The sequence below is a fragment of the Pseudomonas sp. NBRC 111132 genome (assembly GCF_001320565.1).
GTDB lineage: Bacteria > Pseudomonadota > Gammaproteobacteria > Pseudomonadales > Pseudomonadaceae > Aquipseudomonas > Aquipseudomonas putida_P.
In genome coordinates, this window is sequence record NZ_BCBI01000024.1 from 1 (window position 1) to 16,164 (window position 16,164).

General features: G+C 62.4%; 10 protein-coding genes. 6 read left to right on the plus strand and 4 right to left on the minus strand.

Features of this window, described 5'->3' with window-relative positions:
• Nucleotides 1-58 precede the first annotated feature (58 nt).
• The 4 genes from gltB (at nucleotide 59) to APH35_RS13555 (ending at nucleotide 7,686) form a co-directional block, all read left to right on the plus strand.
• Entirely contained in the window at nucleotides 59-4,504 is a 4,446-nt protein-coding gene (gltB, locus tag APH35_RS13540; RefSeq protein ID WP_012274628.1) for a glutamate synthase large subunit, read from the plus strand.
• Between the two features lie 106 nt (nucleotides 4,505-4,610).
• Entirely contained in the window at nucleotides 4,611-6,029 is a 1,419-nt protein-coding gene (locus APH35_RS13545; RefSeq protein ID WP_003249156.1) for an FAD-dependent oxidoreductase, read from the plus strand.
• Nucleotides 6,030-6,157: 128 nt separating this feature from the next.
• On the plus strand, nucleotides 6,158-7,222 hold the full coding sequence (hemE, locus tag APH35_RS13550) for a uroporphyrinogen decarboxylase (protein ID WP_060493005.1): 1,065 nt from the start codon (nucleotides 6,158-6,160) through the stop codon (nucleotides 7,220-7,222).
• A gap of 116 nt (nucleotides 7,223-7,338) precedes the next feature.
• Nucleotides 7,339-7,686, plus strand: a complete 348-nt coding sequence (locus APH35_RS13555; RefSeq protein WP_012274626.1) for a YgiW/YdeI family stress tolerance OB fold protein — start codon at nucleotides 7,339-7,341, stop codon at nucleotides 7,684-7,686.
• Nucleotides 7,687-7,721: 35 nt separating this feature from the next.
• Here APH35_RS13555 and APH35_RS13560 read toward each other — a convergent pair whose 3' ends face one another.
• Nucleotides 7,722-8,909 (minus strand): MFS transporter, encoded by a 1,188-nt coding sequence (locus tag APH35_RS13560; protein WP_223296423.1) that lies wholly within the window; start codon nucleotides 8,907-8,909, stop codon nucleotides 7,722-7,724.
• A gap of 165 nt (nucleotides 8,910-9,074) precedes the next feature.
• Between APH35_RS13560 and APH35_RS13565 the strand changes: the two genes are divergently transcribed.
• Together APH35_RS13565 and APH35_RS13570 are read left to right on the plus strand one after the other, a co-directional pair.
• Nucleotides 9,075-9,974 carry a LysR family transcriptional regulator gene (locus tag APH35_RS13565; protein WP_060493006.1) on the plus strand — a complete coding sequence of 300 codons (900 nt, stop codon included), beginning with the start codon at nucleotides 9,075-9,077 and terminating at the stop codon, nucleotides 9,972-9,974.
• A 76-nt stretch (nucleotides 9,975-10,050) separates the two neighbouring features.
• Nucleotides 10,051-10,824, plus strand: a complete 774-nt coding sequence (locus tag APH35_RS13570; RefSeq protein ID WP_012274623.1) for a ParA family protein — start codon at nucleotides 10,051-10,053, stop codon at nucleotides 10,822-10,824.
• Here APH35_RS13570 and trxC read toward each other — a convergent pair.
• The 3 genes from trxC to mscK form a co-directional block, all read right to left on the minus strand.
• A complete protein-coding gene (trxC, locus tag APH35_RS13575) occupies nucleotides 10,821-11,255 on the minus strand; it encodes a thioredoxin TrxC (RefSeq protein WP_060514968.1) in 435 nt (144 codons plus the stop codon). The two genes, APH35_RS13570 and trxC, sit on opposite strands and share 4 nt — an antisense overlap.
• Before the next feature lie 77 nt (nucleotides 11,256-11,332).
• On the minus strand, nucleotides 11,333-12,793 hold the full coding sequence (selO, locus tag APH35_RS13580) for a protein adenylyltransferase SelO (RefSeq protein WP_060514969.1): 1,461 nt from the start codon (nucleotides 12,791-12,793) through the stop codon (nucleotides 11,333-11,335).
• A gap of 45 nt (nucleotides 12,794-12,838) precedes the next feature.
• Nucleotides 12,839-16,147, minus strand: coding sequence for a mechanosensitive channel MscK (gene mscK, locus APH35_RS13585; protein WP_012274620.1), 3,309 nt, complete (start codon nucleotides 16,145-16,147; stop codon nucleotides 12,839-12,841).
• Nucleotides 16,148-16,164 lie beyond the last annotated feature (17 nt).

Below are 16,164 nucleotides of genomic sequence, written 5' to 3' on the forward strand. Positions count from 1 at the left end.
TGGTTGTTAAAAAAGAGATTTGCCTCCGTTGAGAGGTGAACCTGGTGAGAATGTGTCTATGAAAACAGGTCTGTACCATCCCGAAGAATTCAAGGACAACTGTGGTTTTGGCCTGATCGCCCATATGACGGGTGAACCGAGCCACCACCTTCTGCAAACCGCCATGCAGGCACTGACTTGCATGACCCACCGCGGCGGCATCAACGCCGACGGCAAGACCGGTGACGGTTGCGGTCTGCTTATGCAGAAGCCCGATCAATTTCTGCGTGCCGTGGCCCAGGAACACTTCGCCGTCGAGCTGCCCAAGCAATACGCCGTCGGCATGGTGTTCTTCAACCAGGACCCGGTCAAAGCCGAAGCGGCTCGCGCTAACATGGACCGCGAAATCCTCGCCGCTGGCCTGAAGCTGGTCGGATGGCGCAAGGTGCCGATCGACACCAGCGTGCTGGGCCGCCTGGCCCTGGAGCGTCTGCCGCAGATCGAGCAGGTGTTCATCGGCGGTGAAGGCCTGAGCGACCAGGAATTCGCCATCAAGCTGTTCAGTGCCCGTCGCCGTTCGTCGGTGGCCAACGCCCACGATAGCGACCACTACATCTGCAGCTTCTCGCACAAGACCATCATCTACAAAGGCCTGATGATGCCGCGCGATCTCGCGGCGTTCTATCCAGACCTGGGTGACGAGCGCCTGCAAACCGCGATCTGCGTGTTTCACCAGCGCTTCTCCACCAACACCCTGCCGAAATGGCCGCTGGCGCAACCGTTCCGCTTCCTCGCCCACAACGGCGAGATCAACACCATCACCGGCAACCGCAACTGGGCAATGGCCCGTCGCACCAAGTTCGCCAACGACCAGATCCCCGACCTCGAAGAGCTTGGCCCGCTGGTCAACCGCGTCGGTTCCGACTCGTCGAGCATGGACAACATGCTGGAGTTGATGGTCACCGGTGGCATCGACCTGTTCCGCGGCGTGCGCATGCTGGTACCGCCAGCCTGGCAGAACGTCGAGACCATGGACGCCGACCTGCGCGCCTTCTACGAATACAACTCCATGCACATGGAGCCGTGGGATGGCCCGGCCGGTATCGTCATGACCGAAGGCCGCCACGCGGTGTGCCTGCTCGACCGCAACGGCCTGCGCCCGGCGCGCTGGGTAACCACCACCAACGGCTACATCACCATCGCCTCGGAAATCGGCGTTTGGGGCTATCAGCCTGAGGAGGTGCTGGCCAAGGGCCGTGTCGGCCCAGGTCAAATCCTTGCCGTGGACACCGAAACCGGCCAGATCCTCGACACCGACGCCATCGACAACCGCCTTAAGTCGCGTCACCCGTACAAGCGCTGGCTGCGTCAGCACGCTACCCGCATTCAGGCGACGCTGACCGACGACCAGGGTGTGGCCAGCTACGACGCTGACCAGCTCAAGCAATACATGAAGATGTTCCAGGTCACCTTCGAAGAGCGTGACCAGGTGCTGCGCCCGCTGGGTGAGCAGGGCCAGGAAGCCGTTGGCTCGATGGGTGACGACACGCCAATGGCCGTGCTGTCGCAGCGTGTGCGGTCGCCGTACGATTTCTTCCGCCAGCAGTTCGCTCAGGTGACCAACCCACCGATCGATCCGCTGCGTGAAGCGATCGTGATGTCGCTGGAAATCTGCCTGGGTGCCGAGCGCAACATCTTCCAGGAGTCCCCGGAGCACGCATCGCGGGTCATCCTCAGCTCGCCGGTCATTTCGCCCGCCAAGTGGCGTTCGCTGATGAACCTGGAGCGCGAAGGCTTCGACCGCCAGCTGATCGACCTCAATTACGAGCAGGGCATCGGCCTGGAAGCGGCCATTCGCAACATCGCCGACCAGGCCGAAGAGGCTGTGCGCGCGGGCAAGACCCAGCTGGTGCTGAGCGACCGTTATATCGCCCCAGGCAAGCTGCCTGTGCATGCGTCGTTGGCCGTTGGTGCGGTGCATCACCGCCTGACCGAGCAAGGCCTGCGTTGCGACAGCAACATCCTGGTGGAAACCGCCACCGCCCGTGACCCGCATCATTTCGCTGTGCTGCTGGGCTTCGGTGCCTCGGCCGTTTACCCGTACCTGGCGTATGAAGTACTGGCCGACCTGATCCGCACCGGCGAAGTGCTGGGCGACCTGGACGAAGTCTTCAAGTACTACCGCAAAGGCATCTCCAAAGGCCTGCTGAAGATCCTGTCGAAGATGGGTATCTCCACCATCGCCTCGTACCGTGGTGCGCAGCTGTTCGAAGCCATCGGTTTGGCCGAAGAAGTGGTCGGTCTGAGCTTCAAGGGTGTGTCCAGCCGCATCAAGGGGGCGCGTTTCGTTGACCTGGAAAGCGACCAGAAGCTGCTGGCGGCCGAAGCCTGGAGCGCGCGCAAGCCGATTCAGCAAGGTGGCCTGCTGAAGTTCGTCCACGGTGGCGAATACCACGCTTACAACCCGGATGTGGTCAACACCCTGCAAGCCGCTGTGCAGCAGGGCGACTACGCCAAGTTCAAGGAATACACCACGCTGGTCGACCAGCGCCCGGTATCGATGATCCGCGACCTGCTGAAAGTGAAAGTGGCCGACCAGCCACTGGCGCTGGAGCAGATCGAACCGCTGGAGGCTATCCTCAAGCGCTTCGATTCCGCCGGTATCTCGCTGGGCGCACTGTCGCCGGAAGCCCACGAAGCATTGGCCGAAGCCATGAACCGCCTGGGTGCGCGTTCCAACTCCGGTGAGGGCGGTGAAGACCCGTCGCGCTACGGCACCATCAAGAGCTCGAAGATCAAGCAGGTGGCCACCGGCCGCTTTGGTGTGACCCCGGAATACCTGGTCAACGCCGAGGTGCTGCAGATCAAGGTTGCCCAGGGCGCCAAGCCCGGTGAGGGCGGCCAGCTGCCGGGCGGCAAGGTCAACGGCCTGATCGCCAAGCTGCGCTATGCGGTACCTGGCGTGACCCTGATCTCACCGCCGCCGCACCACGATATCTACTCGATCGAAGACCTTGCCCAGCTGATCTACGACCTCAAGCAGGTCAACCCGCAGGCGCTGGTGTCGGTCAAATTGGTGGCCGAGGCTGGCGTCGGTACGATTGCCGCTGGTGTGGCCAAGGCTTATGCAGACCTGATCACCATTTCCGGTTACGACGGTGGCACTGGTGCGTCGCCGCTGACCTCGATCAAGTACGCTGGCGCCCCATGGGAACTGGGCCTGGCTGAAACCCACCAGACCCTGCGCGGCAACGACCTGCGCGGCAAGGTACGGGTACAGACCGACGGTGGCCTGAAAACTGGCCTGGACGTGATCAAGGCAGCCATCCTCGGCGCCGAAAGCTTCGGCTTCGGCACCGCACCAATGATCGCCCTGGGCTGCAAGTACCTGCGTATCTGCCACCTGAACAACTGCGCCACCGGCGTAGCCACCCAGAACGACAAGCTGCGCAAGGACCACTACATCGGCACCGTCGACATGGTGATCAACTTCTTCACCTTCGTTGCCGAAGAAACCCGTGAGTGGCTGGCCAAGCTGGGCGTGCGCAGCCTCGGCGAACTGATCGGCCGTACCGACCTGCTCGACGTACTGCCAGGCGACACCGAGCGCCAGCAGTACCTGGACCTGTCGCCGCTGCTGGGCAGCTCGCACATTCCGGCAGACAAGCCGCAGTTCTGCGAAGTCGACAAGAACCCGCCGTTCGACAAGGGCGAGTTGGCCGAGAAAATGGTGGAAATGGCCCTGCCAGCGATTCGCGACCAGGCCGGTGGCGAGTTCGACCTCGACATCTGCAACTGCGACCGTTCCATCGGTGCCCGTATCTCTGGCGAAATCGCCAAGCTGTACGGCAACCAGGGCATGGCCGCCAACCCGATCACCTTCCGCTTCAAGGGTACTGCGGGCCAGAGCTTCGGCGTATGGAACGCCGGCGGCCTGAACCTGCACCTGCAAGGTGATGCCAACGACTACGTCGGCAAGGGCATGACCGGTGGCAAGGTCACCATCGTGCCGCCAGCCGGCAGCCCGTTCGAAACCCAGCACAGCGCCATCGTCGGCAACACCTGCCTGTACGGTGCCACTGGCGGCAAGCTGTTTGCCGCCGGTACCGCGGGCGAGCGCTTCGCTGTGCGTAACTCCGGCGCCCACGCTGTTGTCGAGGGCACTGGCGATCACTGCTGTGAGTACATGACCGGTGGCTTTGTCTGCGTCTTGGGCAAGACCGGTTACAACTTCGGTTCTGGCATGACTGGCGGCTTCGCCTACGTGCTCGACATGGACAACACCTTCGTCGACAAACTCAACCATGAGCTGGTGGAAATTCAGCGCATCAGTGGTGAAGCGATGGAGGCTTACCGCAGCCACTTGGCGCGCGTCCTTGCCGAGTACGTGGAAGAGACCGGCAGCGAGTGGGGGCGTGAGCTCTCGGAGAACCTGGACGACTACGTGCGGCGCTTCTGGCTGGTGAAGCCGAAGGCAGCCAACCTGAAGCAACTGCTGTCCAGCACCCGTGCCAACCCGCAGTAAGAACAGCTGCAAGTGACGGCCCCGTGCGCGGGGTCCGTCGTGCTCAAGTGATCGTCTTGCAGCTTGCAGCCTAGGGCTGGCAACTGCGGTAAAGAGGTTTTGAAAAATGGCTGAACGTCTGAACAACGACTTCCAGTTCATCGAAGTGGGCCGCAAGGACCCGAAGAAAAAGCTGCTGCGCCAGCGCAAGAAGGAGTTCGTGGAAATCTACGAGCCGTTCAAGCCGCAGCAGTCCGTGGAGCAGGCACACCGCTGCCTGGGCTGCGGTAACCCGTATTGCGAGTGGAAGTGCCCGGTGCACAACTTCATCCCCAACTGGTTGAAGCTGGTTTCCGAAGGCAACATCCTGGCTGCGGCGGAACTGTCGCACCAGACCAACACCCTGCCTGAAGTGTGCGGCCGCGTGTGCCCGCAAGACCGCCTGTGCGAGGGGGCCTGCACCCTGAACGATGGCTTCGGCGCAGTGACCATCGGTTCTGTGGAGAAGTACATCACCGACACCGCTTTCGCCATGGGCTGGCGCCCGGACATGTCCAAGGTCAAGCCAACCGGCAAGCGCGTCGCCATCATCGGCGCCGGCCCGGCCGGCCTGGGTTGTGCTGACGTGCTGGTGCGCGCTGGCGTAACCCCGGTGGTGTTCGACAAGAACCCGGAAATCGGCGGCTTGCTGACCTTTGGCATCCCCGAGTTCAAGCTGGAAAAGACCGTGCTCAGCAACCGCCGCGAAGTGTTCACCGGCATGGGTATCGAGTTCCGCCTGAACACCGAGGTGGGCAAGGACGTGACCATGGAGCAGCTGCTCGCCGAGTACGACGCGGTGTTCATGGGCATGGGTACTTACACCTACATGAAGGGCGGCTTCCCGGGCGAAGACCTGCCGGGCGTGCATGACGCACTGGACTTCCTGATTGCCAACGTCAACCGCAACCTGGGCTTCGAGAAGTCGCCGGAAGACTTCGTCGACATGCAGGGCAAAAAGGTCGTGGTGCTGGGCGGTGGTGACACCGCGATGGACTGCAACCGCACCTCGATCCGCCAGGGTGCCAAGGCAGTGACCTGTGCCTATCGCCGTGACGAAGCCAACATGCCGGGTTCGCGCAAAGAGGTGAAGAACGCCAAGGAAGAGGGCGTGAAGTTCCTCTATAACCGTCAGCCAATCGCCATTGTCGGCGAGGACAAGGTCGAAGGCGTGAAAGTGGTCGAGACCCGCCTGGGTGAGCCGGATGCCCGTGGCCGCCGCAGCCCCGAGCCGATCCCGGGCTCCGAAGAGATCCTGCCGGCCGATGCCGTGGTGATCGCCTTCGGCTTCCGCCCGAGCCCGGCGCCGTGGTTCGAGCAGCATGGCATTCAGCTGGACAGTCAGGGCCGTGTCGTGGCACCGGAGAAGGGCAAGTTCAAGCACCAGACCAGCAACCCGAAAGTGTTTGCCGGTGGCGACATGGTGCGTGGTTCGGACTTGGTAGTGACGGCTATTTTCGAAGGGCGTACAGCTGCCGAAGGCATTCTGGACTACCTCGAGGTCTGACTGTTTTAGATTTTGTATACAAAATCTATTGATCCAGGACATACCCATAGAGAAAAGGCACGGCAAACAGCCGTGCCTTTTCTTTGTGCGTCTGAGAAAATGCCCGCACTATTTTTCCGGATGCCGACATGACTGCCCTGAAGAACGATCGTTTCCTGCGTGCTCTGCTCAAGCAACCCGTAGACGTTACCCCGGTGTGGATGATGCGCCAGGCCGGCCGCTACCTGCCGGAGTACCGCGCCAGCCGCGCCAAGGCCGGTGACTTCATGAGCCTGTGCATGAACCCGCAGTTTGCCTGCGAGGTCACCCTGCAGCCGCTGGACCGCTACCCGCTGGACGCAGCGATCCTGTTCTCGGACATCCTCACCATCCCTGATGCCATGGGCCTGGGCCTGTATTTCGAAACCGGCGAAGGCCCGCGTTTCAAGAAGGTCATCAGCACCCCGGCCGACATCGAAGCACTGCCCATCCCCGACCCGCAAAAAGATCTGGGCTACGTGATGGACGCGGTCAGCACCATCCGTCGCGAGCTTAACGGCCGCGTGCCGTTGATCGGCTTCTCCGGCAGCCCTTGGACCCTGGCCACCTACATGGTTGAAGGCGGCTCGTCGAAGGACTTCCGCAAGACCAAGGCCATGGCCTACGACAACCCGCAAGCCCTGCACCTGCTGCTGGACAAGCTGGCCCAGTCGGTCACCAGCTACCTGAACGGCCAGATTCTGGCCGGTGCTCAGGCTGTGCAAATTTTCGATACCTGGGGCGGCAACCTGTCGGCGGCGGCCTACCAGGAATTCTCCCTGGCCTACATGCGCAAGATCGTCAGCGGCCTGATCCGCGAGCACGAAGGGCGCAAGGTGCCGGTGATCCTGTTCACCAAGAACGGCGGCCTGTGGCTGGAAAGCATCGCCGAAGCCGGTGCCGATGCACTGGGCCTGGACTGGACCTGCGAGATCGGCGACGCCCGCCGCCGCGTAGGTGACAAGGTTGCCCTGCAAGGCAACATGGACCCGACCGTGCTGTACGCCAAGCCCGAGGCCATCCGCCAGGAAGTGGCGCGCATCCTGGCCAGCTATGGCCAAGGCACCGGCCACGTATTCAACCTGGGCCATGGCATTACCCCGGAAGTCGACCCGGAGCATGCTGGCGTGTTCATCAACGCCGTGCATGAACTGTCGGCGCAGTATCACCAGTGAGTTGATTGCTGGAAAGCAAAGCCCGGCCCTGTGCCGGGCTTTTTGTCGCATTAAGTTTTAATTCAGCGAACGTCGTTAATCTGGTCCCATCGAAACCGAAACAGGACCCGATCCTCATGAAAACCCGTTATCTCGCCCTGATCCTCGCCCCGCTGTTCAGCACTGCCGCACTTGCTGCTGGCTATACCGGCCCCGGTGCCCAGTCGGTCACCACCGTCGCCGCTGCCAACGACGCTGCCGATGACACCCCAGTGGTGCTGCAGGGCTTCGTGACCAAGAAGATCAACAACGACGACAAGTACGAGTTCAAGGACAACACCGGCACCATTACCGTCGAGATCGATGACGAAGACCTGCCGCCGACGCCGTTCAACGACAAGACCAAGGTCAAGCTGACCGGTGAGGTGGAGAAGCACCTGATGAGCCGTGAAGTGGATGTGGATATTGTCGAGATCATCAACTGATCTGAGATTTTGGGGCCGCAAAGCGGCCCCCTGGGTCAGCTCGATTTAGGGGGTAACTTGCTCAGGTGCAACGCCACCAGCAACGCCACCGCCAGCAAGCTGCCAATGAACAGCCCAATGCCATTCCAGCCCCACTGGTGCCAGAACACCCCGCCCGCCGTACCGGCCACGCTGGACCCTGCGTAGTAGCTGAACAGGTACAGCGACGACGCCTGTCCCTTGGCCTTCAGCGCTCTGCGTCCGATCCAGCTGCTGGCCACCGAGTGTGCGCCAAAGAAGCCGAAGGTGAACACCAGCATACCCACGATCACCATGGCCAGCGGGCTGGCCAGGGTCATCAGCAAGCCGCCGGCCATCACCACGATACTGGCCCAGAACACCTTGCGCCGGCCCAGCTTGTCAGCCAGGGCACCGACTTGCGCCGAGCTGTAGATGCCCGACAGATAAACCACCGACAGCAAGCCCACCAGCGCCTGGTTCATGTGGTAAGGCTCGGCCAGCAGCCGGTAGCCGATATAGTTGAACAAGGTGACGAACGCACCCATCAGCAGGAAGGCTTCGAGGAACAGCCAGGGCAGGCCGGCATCCTTGAAATGCATGACAAAGCCATCCAGAAGGCTGCGCGGGCTCATCATCTGCGGGCGGAAGTTGCGCGATTCGGGCAGTACCTTCCAGAACACCAGTGCGGCTACCAGGGCCAGGCCACCGATGGTCAGCATCGCCGTGTGCCAGCTGACGAAGTCGATCAGGACGCCAGTGATTAGCCGCCCACTCATGCCGCCAATCGCGTTGCCGCCGATGTACAGACCCATTGCCAGGCCAATGTGTTGCGGGTGGATCTCTTCGCTCAGGTAGGTCATTGCCACCGCAGCCAGGCCGCTCAACGACAGGCCGACCAACGCACGGGTGGCCAGTACCAGCTCCCAGCTCGGCATCACTGCGCTGGCCAGGGTGGACAGGGCGGCGCAGACCAAGGCGAACACCATCACCGGCTTGCGCCCGATGCGGTCAGAAATGGGGCCGGTGATCAGCAGGCCGAACGCCAGCATGGCAGTGGACACCGATAGCACCAAGCTGCTTTGCGCCGCGTTGATGGCAAATTCCTTGGACAGCAGCGGCATCATCGGCTGTACGCAGTACAGCAGGGCGAAGGTGGCGAAGCCGCCGCTGAACAGGGCCAGCACGGTCTTCATGAAGGCGGGGGTGCCTTTCTCGATCCACATGTCGTTCAGGGTGGCAGGTTCGGGCTCGGCAGGAAGGGGGGCTACAGCAGTTTTCACGGGCGGGTACCTCTGGCGCAATGAAAAAAGCATATAGCTGGCTAATGATTAGATCCAATATATTGTTCGACCTATTTAAGATGTTTTACGACCTGTTTGGAGCCCATCATGGAACTGCGCCATCTGCGTTACTTCATCGCCGTGGCCGAAGAGCTGCACTTTGGCCGCGCCGCCCAGCAGCTGGGTATTTCACAGCCACCCTTGAGCCAGCAGATCCAGGCGCTGGAACAAGAGCTGGGGGCGCGTCTGTTCGACCGTACCAATCGTCGGGTCGAGCTGAGCGAGGCGGGGCGGCTGTTCCTTGAAGAGGCCAGGCAGGTGCTGGCGCAGGTAGAAAAGGCGGCAGATGTGGCCCGGCGTGCGCAACTGGGAGAGCTGGGCGAGATGAAAATAGGCTTCACCTCGTCGGCTCCGTTCACCTCGAAAATTCCCAAGGCGATCCATGCCTTCCGTCAGCGCTTCCCGTCGGTGCACCTGAACCTCAAGGAAATGAGCAGCCGTGATGTTGCCGAAGGGGTGTTCGATGAATCGATCGAAGTGGGGTTGATGCGGCCGATGCCGCTACCGGAAGGGCTGGTGGCCACCGAGTTGTTCCGCGAGCCGCTGGTGGCGGTGATCAATGCCTCGCATCCGCTGGCCGAGGGCACTGAGCAGGGTGTTTACATGGCGGCACTGGCCCATGAACCGTTCGTGTTCTTCCCGCGCAGTTATGGCAGCGGCCTGCATGCGCAATTGCTGAGCCTGGCGCGACAGGCGGGCTTCAGCCCGCACTTCGCACAAGAGGCGGGGGAGGCGATGACCATCATTGGCCTGGTGTCGGCGGGGTTGGGCGTGTCGGTGTTGCCGGCGTCGTTCCAGCGCATGCGCATTGAAGGCGTGGTGTACCGCACGCTGCTGGATGAAGGGGCGATGTCGGCGGTGTGGCTGGTGCAACGCGAGCGCGGCAATTCGGTGATGGCCAAAGCGTTTGCCGAGCTGTTGACGGGGCAAGTGGTCGGCCAGGGCTGATGCCGGTCAAATGGCACTGGCCATTGCCGCAGCGTCACCACATACTCGGGCATTCGTTGAAACACGGAGGTCAATCATGCGGCGCGTGGTATTCAATCAGAAAGGTGGCGTGGGCAAGTCGAGCATCGCCTGCAACCTTGCGGCGGTCAGTGCCAATGAAGGCTACCGGACCTTGCTGATCGACCTGGATGCCCAGGCTAACTCGACCCAGTACCTCACTGGCCTGACCGGCGAGGACATCCCCATGGGTATCGCCGACTTTTTCAAGCAAAGCCTGTCCAGCGGGCCGTTCAGCAAGAAGAACAAGGTCGATATCTACGAAACGCCGTTCGACAACCTGCACGTGGTCACCGCCACCGCCGAGCTGGCCGACCTGCAGCCCAAGCTTGAGGCCAAGCACAAGATCAACAAGCTGCGTAAGCTGCTCGACGAGTTGGACGAGGACTACGAGCGTATCTACATCGATACCCCACCGGCGCTGAACTTCTACGCGGTTTCCGCGTTGATTGCCGCTGATCGCGTGCTCATTCCCTTCGACTGCGACAGCTTCTCGCGCCAGGCCCTGTATGGCCTGCTGGCCGAGATCGAAGACCTCAAGGAAGACCACAACGAAGACCTGATGGTCGAAGGCATCGTGGTCAACCAGTTCCAGTCCCGTGCCAGCCTGCCACAGCAGATGCTCGACGAACTGCTGGCCGAAGGGTTACCGGTGCTGCCGGTGTACCTGGGCAGCTCGGTGAAGATGCGTGAATCGCACCACGCCAGCCTGCCGCTGATTCACCTGGAGCCCAAGCACAAGCTGACCCAGCAGTTTGTCGAGTTGCACTCGTTGCTCGAAGAGAACGCTTAAAACCCTTGGCTACGCACCCACTCCAGCAACGTCTGGAGTGGAAACGCCCCGGCCTGGCGGCTGACTTCGCGGCCGTTCTTGAACAGCAGCAGGCTGGGGATCGAACGAATGCCCAGTTGCCCCGCAAGGTTGCGGTTGGCTTCGCTGTCGAGCTTGGCCAGGCGGCAGCGGCCGGTCAGCTGGCGGGCGGCCTGTTCGAAGGTGGGGGCAAAGGACTTGCACGGGCCGCACCAGTCGGCCCAGATGTCGACCAGTAGCGGTAGGTCGCCCTTGATCTGGCTGGCGTAGCTGGCTTCGGTCAGCTCGAAAGGGGTGCTCAGCAGCATGTCCTGTTTGCAGCGGCCGCATTTTGGTGTATCGCCCAGGCGCTCGGCGGGCAGGCGGTTGAGGCCGTTACAGTGGGGGCAGGGGACTACCAGCGGTTCGGACATGTTGTTTCCTTGATATTTTAGGGGCTGCTTTGCAGCCCATCGCGACACAAGGCCGCTCCCACAGGGTTTGGCGTTAATCAGGAGGAGCAGCTGATTTCCAGGTGCTTGCCCCATTCTGGTGGCCGTTCGGCGTAGGCCTGCATACCGGGTTGTTCTTCGAAGGGGTGGCTAAGCACTTGATGCAGCCGACGCACTTCACTGTAATCACCCGCTTCTGCCGCTTCGATGGCTTTCTGCGCCAGGTAGTTGCGCAACACGTACAGCGGGTTCACCGCATGCATCCGCTCGCGGCGGCCTTCGGCATTACCGGGTTCGCGATCACAACGGGCCAGGTAGTCCGCGCCCCAGGCATCGAAAGCGGCCAGGTCGATAAAGTCGTCGCGCACCACCTTGAGTGCGTCTGCCGCCGGCTGTTCGCCCAGCTTGCGGAAGAACAGGCTGTAGTCCACGCCACCACGCTGCATGCATTGCAGCAGTCGCTCGACCAGCGCCATGTCGTCTTCTTCGGCAGTGGTCAGGCCCAAGCGTCGGCGCATCAGGTCCAGGTAATGGGCCTGGTACAGCGGCAGGAACAGCCCCAACGCTTCCTTCAGTGGCTCAACCTCGATCACCGTGGTCAATGCCTGAGCCAGCGCGCTGAGGTTCCAGTGGGCGATGGGCACCTGGTTGGCGTAGCTGTAGCGGCCTCGGTCGTCGGAGTGGTTGCAGATGAAGTTGGCATCGAAGTCGTCGAGGAAGGCATACGGGCCGAAGTCGAAGGTGATGCCCAGGATCGACATGTTGTCGGTGTTCATCACCCCGTGGCAAAAGCCGTAGGCCTGCCAGCGGGCGATCAGTTCGGCGTTGCGCTCGACAATGGTGCTGAACATGGCCAGGTAGGGCTGCTCGGCATCACGGCATTCGGGGTAGTGCTGCTCCAGTACATGGTCGATCAGCACACGCTGCTGCTCGGGTTGCTTGGTGTAGTAGAAGTATTCGAAATGACCGAAGCGCACATGGCTCTGTGCCAGGCGCGTGAGCATGGCGGCGCTTTCGCGGGTTTCGCGCCACACCGGGGTGCTGGAGCCGATCACGCACAGCGCCCGGCTGGTGGGGATACCGAGGGCGTGCAGGGCTTCGGAGGCGAGAAATTCGCGGATCGACGAGCGCAGCACGGCACGGCCGTCACCCATGCGCGAGTACGGCGTTTGGCCGGCGCCTTTGAGGTGCAGGTCCCAGTGTTCACCTGCATCGTTCAGTACTTCGGCCAGCAGCAGGCCACGGCCGTCGCCCAGGCGCGGGTTGTACGAGCCGAACTGGTGGCCGGAATAGACCATCGCCCGAGGGTCGGCCTCTTCCCACAGCTTGTGCCCGCTGAACAACTCGGCGAACACCGGAAGCTCGGCGTGAGCGGGGTCGAGGTCGAGCAGCGCCATGGCCGATTCGCTTGCCACGACCAACCGCGGCTCGGCGATGGGCTCAGGCAGCACCTGGGTGGAAAACGCGTCGCCCAGGCGGGCGAAGCGGTTGTCGAAGCTGAGTTGGTCGAGGGCTTTCACGGGCTGCTCCTGGGGTTCAGCACAGAATAAAGCATTCGAGCCCACTCAGGCCTGTGCAGTGCCATCTGGCTTAGGTTGCTCCAGCGGAATAAGCTGCTGTTTGCCGCCCTTCTGGTCCATCAGGAACACCTCGACCTGGCGCACCGAGATCTTGATGTTGTGTGCCTTGAACTCGCGGTTGATGTAACGGTTGATTTCGTCCAGCGTCGGGTTGCGATCGCCCAGGTCACGTACGTGCATGCGCAACTCGTGGTCCAGCGAGCTCTCGCCAAAGTTGAGGAAGTACACGATCGGCTCTGGGTCCTTGAGCACTCGTGGGTTCTCGTGTGCGCCCTTGAGCAGCAGTTCGCGCACCAGGTCGAGGTCGGAGCCGTAGTCGATGCCCAGCTTCAGCGTCACCCGGGTGACCGTGTCGGTCAGCGACCAGTTGATCAGCTGGCCGGTGATGAAGGTCTTGTTGGGGACGATGATGTCCTTGCGGTCGAAGTCGGTGATGGTGGTGGCGCGGATGCGGATCTTGCTCACCGTGCCGGACAGGTTGCCGATGGTGATGGTGTCGCCAATTCGCACCGGGCGCTCGAACAGGATCATGATGCCGGAGATGAAGTTGGCGAAAATTTCCTGCATGCCGAAGCCCAGGCCCACCGACAGCGCGGCCACCAGCCACTGCAGCTTGTCCCAGCTCACCCCCAGGGTCGACAGGGTGCTGACGATCCCGACACCGACGATGGTGTACGACAGCAGCGTGGTGGTGGCGTAGGCACTGCCCTGGGCCAGGTTCAGGCGTGACAGCACCAGTACTTCCAGCAGGCCTGGCAAGTTGCCGGCCAGGGCGAAGGTGATGCCGACGATCACCAGCGCGCCCAGCAGGTCGCCGAGGCTGATAGGCACCATGCTGGCGGCCGCGCCGGTGCCGCTGGTGTATTCATACAGTACGAAGTTGTTGAGGTAGGCGAACACCGAGATCAAGTCTGACCACACCCAGTACAGGCCGGCGATGAAGCCGCCGAGCAGGGCCAGGCGGATCAGGCGCAGTGACTGCTGGTTGACCTGTTCGATGTCCAGCGTTGGCTCTTCGGTGATGACCTCGCCGTCCAGCCCTTCCTTGGCCGCCGCACGCTTGCTCAGCGCACGCTGGTAGGCCAGGCGCCGTGCCGCTACCGACAGGCCACGCACGAACGCGGCCTCGATCACCAGCCAGAACAGCAGCAGGTACAGGGTGTAGATCAACCGGTCGGTGAGCTTCAGCGCGGTGTAGTAGTAGCCGAAGCACACGGCAACGAACAGGGCGATGGGCAGGGCGGTGAACGCTACGCCCACGGCCCTGCGGAACAACGAGGTGTCACGGTGCGCGGGGCTGCTGAGCAGCAGGCGGCTGAGCAGCCAGGCCATCAGCGCATAGCAGGTCAGCACCACGCCGATGCCCAGCACGTCGTCGGCCAGCGCCGACGGCTGGTGCTCGGCCACTGCCACCACGCCAACCAGCGCCAGCACCACGGTGCCCAGGCGGCGTACCCAGCCGCGCAGGAACTCGACCTGTGGCTTGTGCCAGCGGAAGTGAATTTCTGCCACGCCACCGGGGGCGAGAATGCGGTAGGCGGTGTAGAACACCAGCCAGGCCTGGGCCAGTTGCCAGAGCGCGGCGCCCAGGTTGGCATTCTGCCCACGGGCGTCGATCTGCAAAGCGTAGCTGCACAGTGCCAGGCCAAGGCTGACCGGCATCGCCAGCAGGATGTTGATGAGAATCGCCTGGGGCGTGTGCCACTGGCTGTCGCGGCGGAAGTGGCCGATGTCCTGGTGCACCTTGCCCAGCCGTTGGTACAGGTACTTGCGCCGCCACAGCAGGGCGCCGATCACCAGCAGCAGTGGCAGGAACAACAGTGGGCGCTGGCTAAGGCCGTCGGCCAGCTCCTTCAGGCCCGAGCCCCACGGCAGGTTGGCAACTTGGTCGGCCAGGCGCTCTGGCACATAACGCAGCCAGTCCCAGTCCAGCGGCTTGTTGCTGGGGATCCAGAACATCTGTTCGTCGAGGGTGGTGCGCAGGCTCTGCGCGGTGCCCAGCAGCTGCTTCTGGTTGAGCTGCAGGGTGATCGATTCATTGAGCAACGCCGACAGCTCGCGGTTCAGCCGCTCCAGCAGGTCGCTGCGGGTGATGGCCACTTCCAGCAGGGCCTTGCGCAGCTGCGGAGTCACATCTTCCTGCGGTTGCGCGGCCAGCAGCTTGTCGACGTAGGTGACCGGGCTGCTCATCTGCTCGCGTTGCTGGTTGACCTCGAACTGGTACAAGCGGGTGTCGGCGATCTGGTCGGCCAGGTCGCGGTCTACCTTCAGGTGCGGCAGGGTCTGCTTCTGTTTGTAGAGGATCTTCGACAGCAAAAGGCTGCCCTTGAGCACGTTGATCTGCTCGTCCAGCGCCTGGTCGGCCTGGGTCAGGCTGTCGAGCTGCTGCTTGGTGCGCAGGTTCTGCTGGGTCAACTCGTTGAGGCGGTCGGTGCTCTTGAGCAGGTAGTCGGAGAGCTTGAGGTTGACCGCGCTTTCGGTGGCCAACAGGCTGCTGCCGCCGGCCTTCTGCGCCTCGATCGACTGCTGGGTGACCGCCTCCTGGGACTGAGCCAGGCGCTTGTCGTTGATCAGCGTCTGCAAGTCCTGGATCTCCTGCTCCAGGCGCGCGGCGCGCTCGATCAGCAGGTCGTGACGCGCATTGCCGAGGTCTTGCAGCAGGCTGTTGCCAGCCAGTTCCTGGCGGCGCAGCAGCGTCAGTGCGTTGAGCGAGGCCAGCTCGGCATTGAGTTGGTTGCGCTGGTCGGCATTGATGGACTTGCCTCCGTCCTTGCCGGTTTTGAGGATGTTGTTGATTTGCTGGGTGCGGGTCTGGCTGCTGCTGATTTCGGCCTGGGCGCGCTCGGGGCGGGTTTGCGAGTTGATGATCAGGCTGTTGGCTTCGGACAGCGCCTTTTGCAGCTCGCCCTGCTGGGTGTTGCGCTCGCTGAGCATCTGTTCGAGCTGTGGCACGGTCAGCGTTGCGTAACGCTGCGCGACAGGCAGGGCTTTGCTTTCCTTGAGCCTGGCCAGTTCTTTCTGGTTGTCGCTGGTTTCTTTCGGCGCACTGGTCAGTTGCTGCTTGAGCGCGGCAAGCTTCTTTTCGTTGTCTTCCTTGCTGGCGAGCAGGCTCAACGTTTGTTCGAGCACCTGCTGCAGGGCTTTCTGGTCGGCCTCGGGCAGCTTGCGCTCGGCGATCTTGTCGAGGCTGTTCTGAATGCTGGCGGTGGTCGGGGCTTCTGCCGCGTAGGCCGCAAAAGGAAGAGACAGGCACAGCCCGAGCAGGGCTGTGCGAAGGTACGCGCGCAGGGACATAGGCAGACTACTTGTGG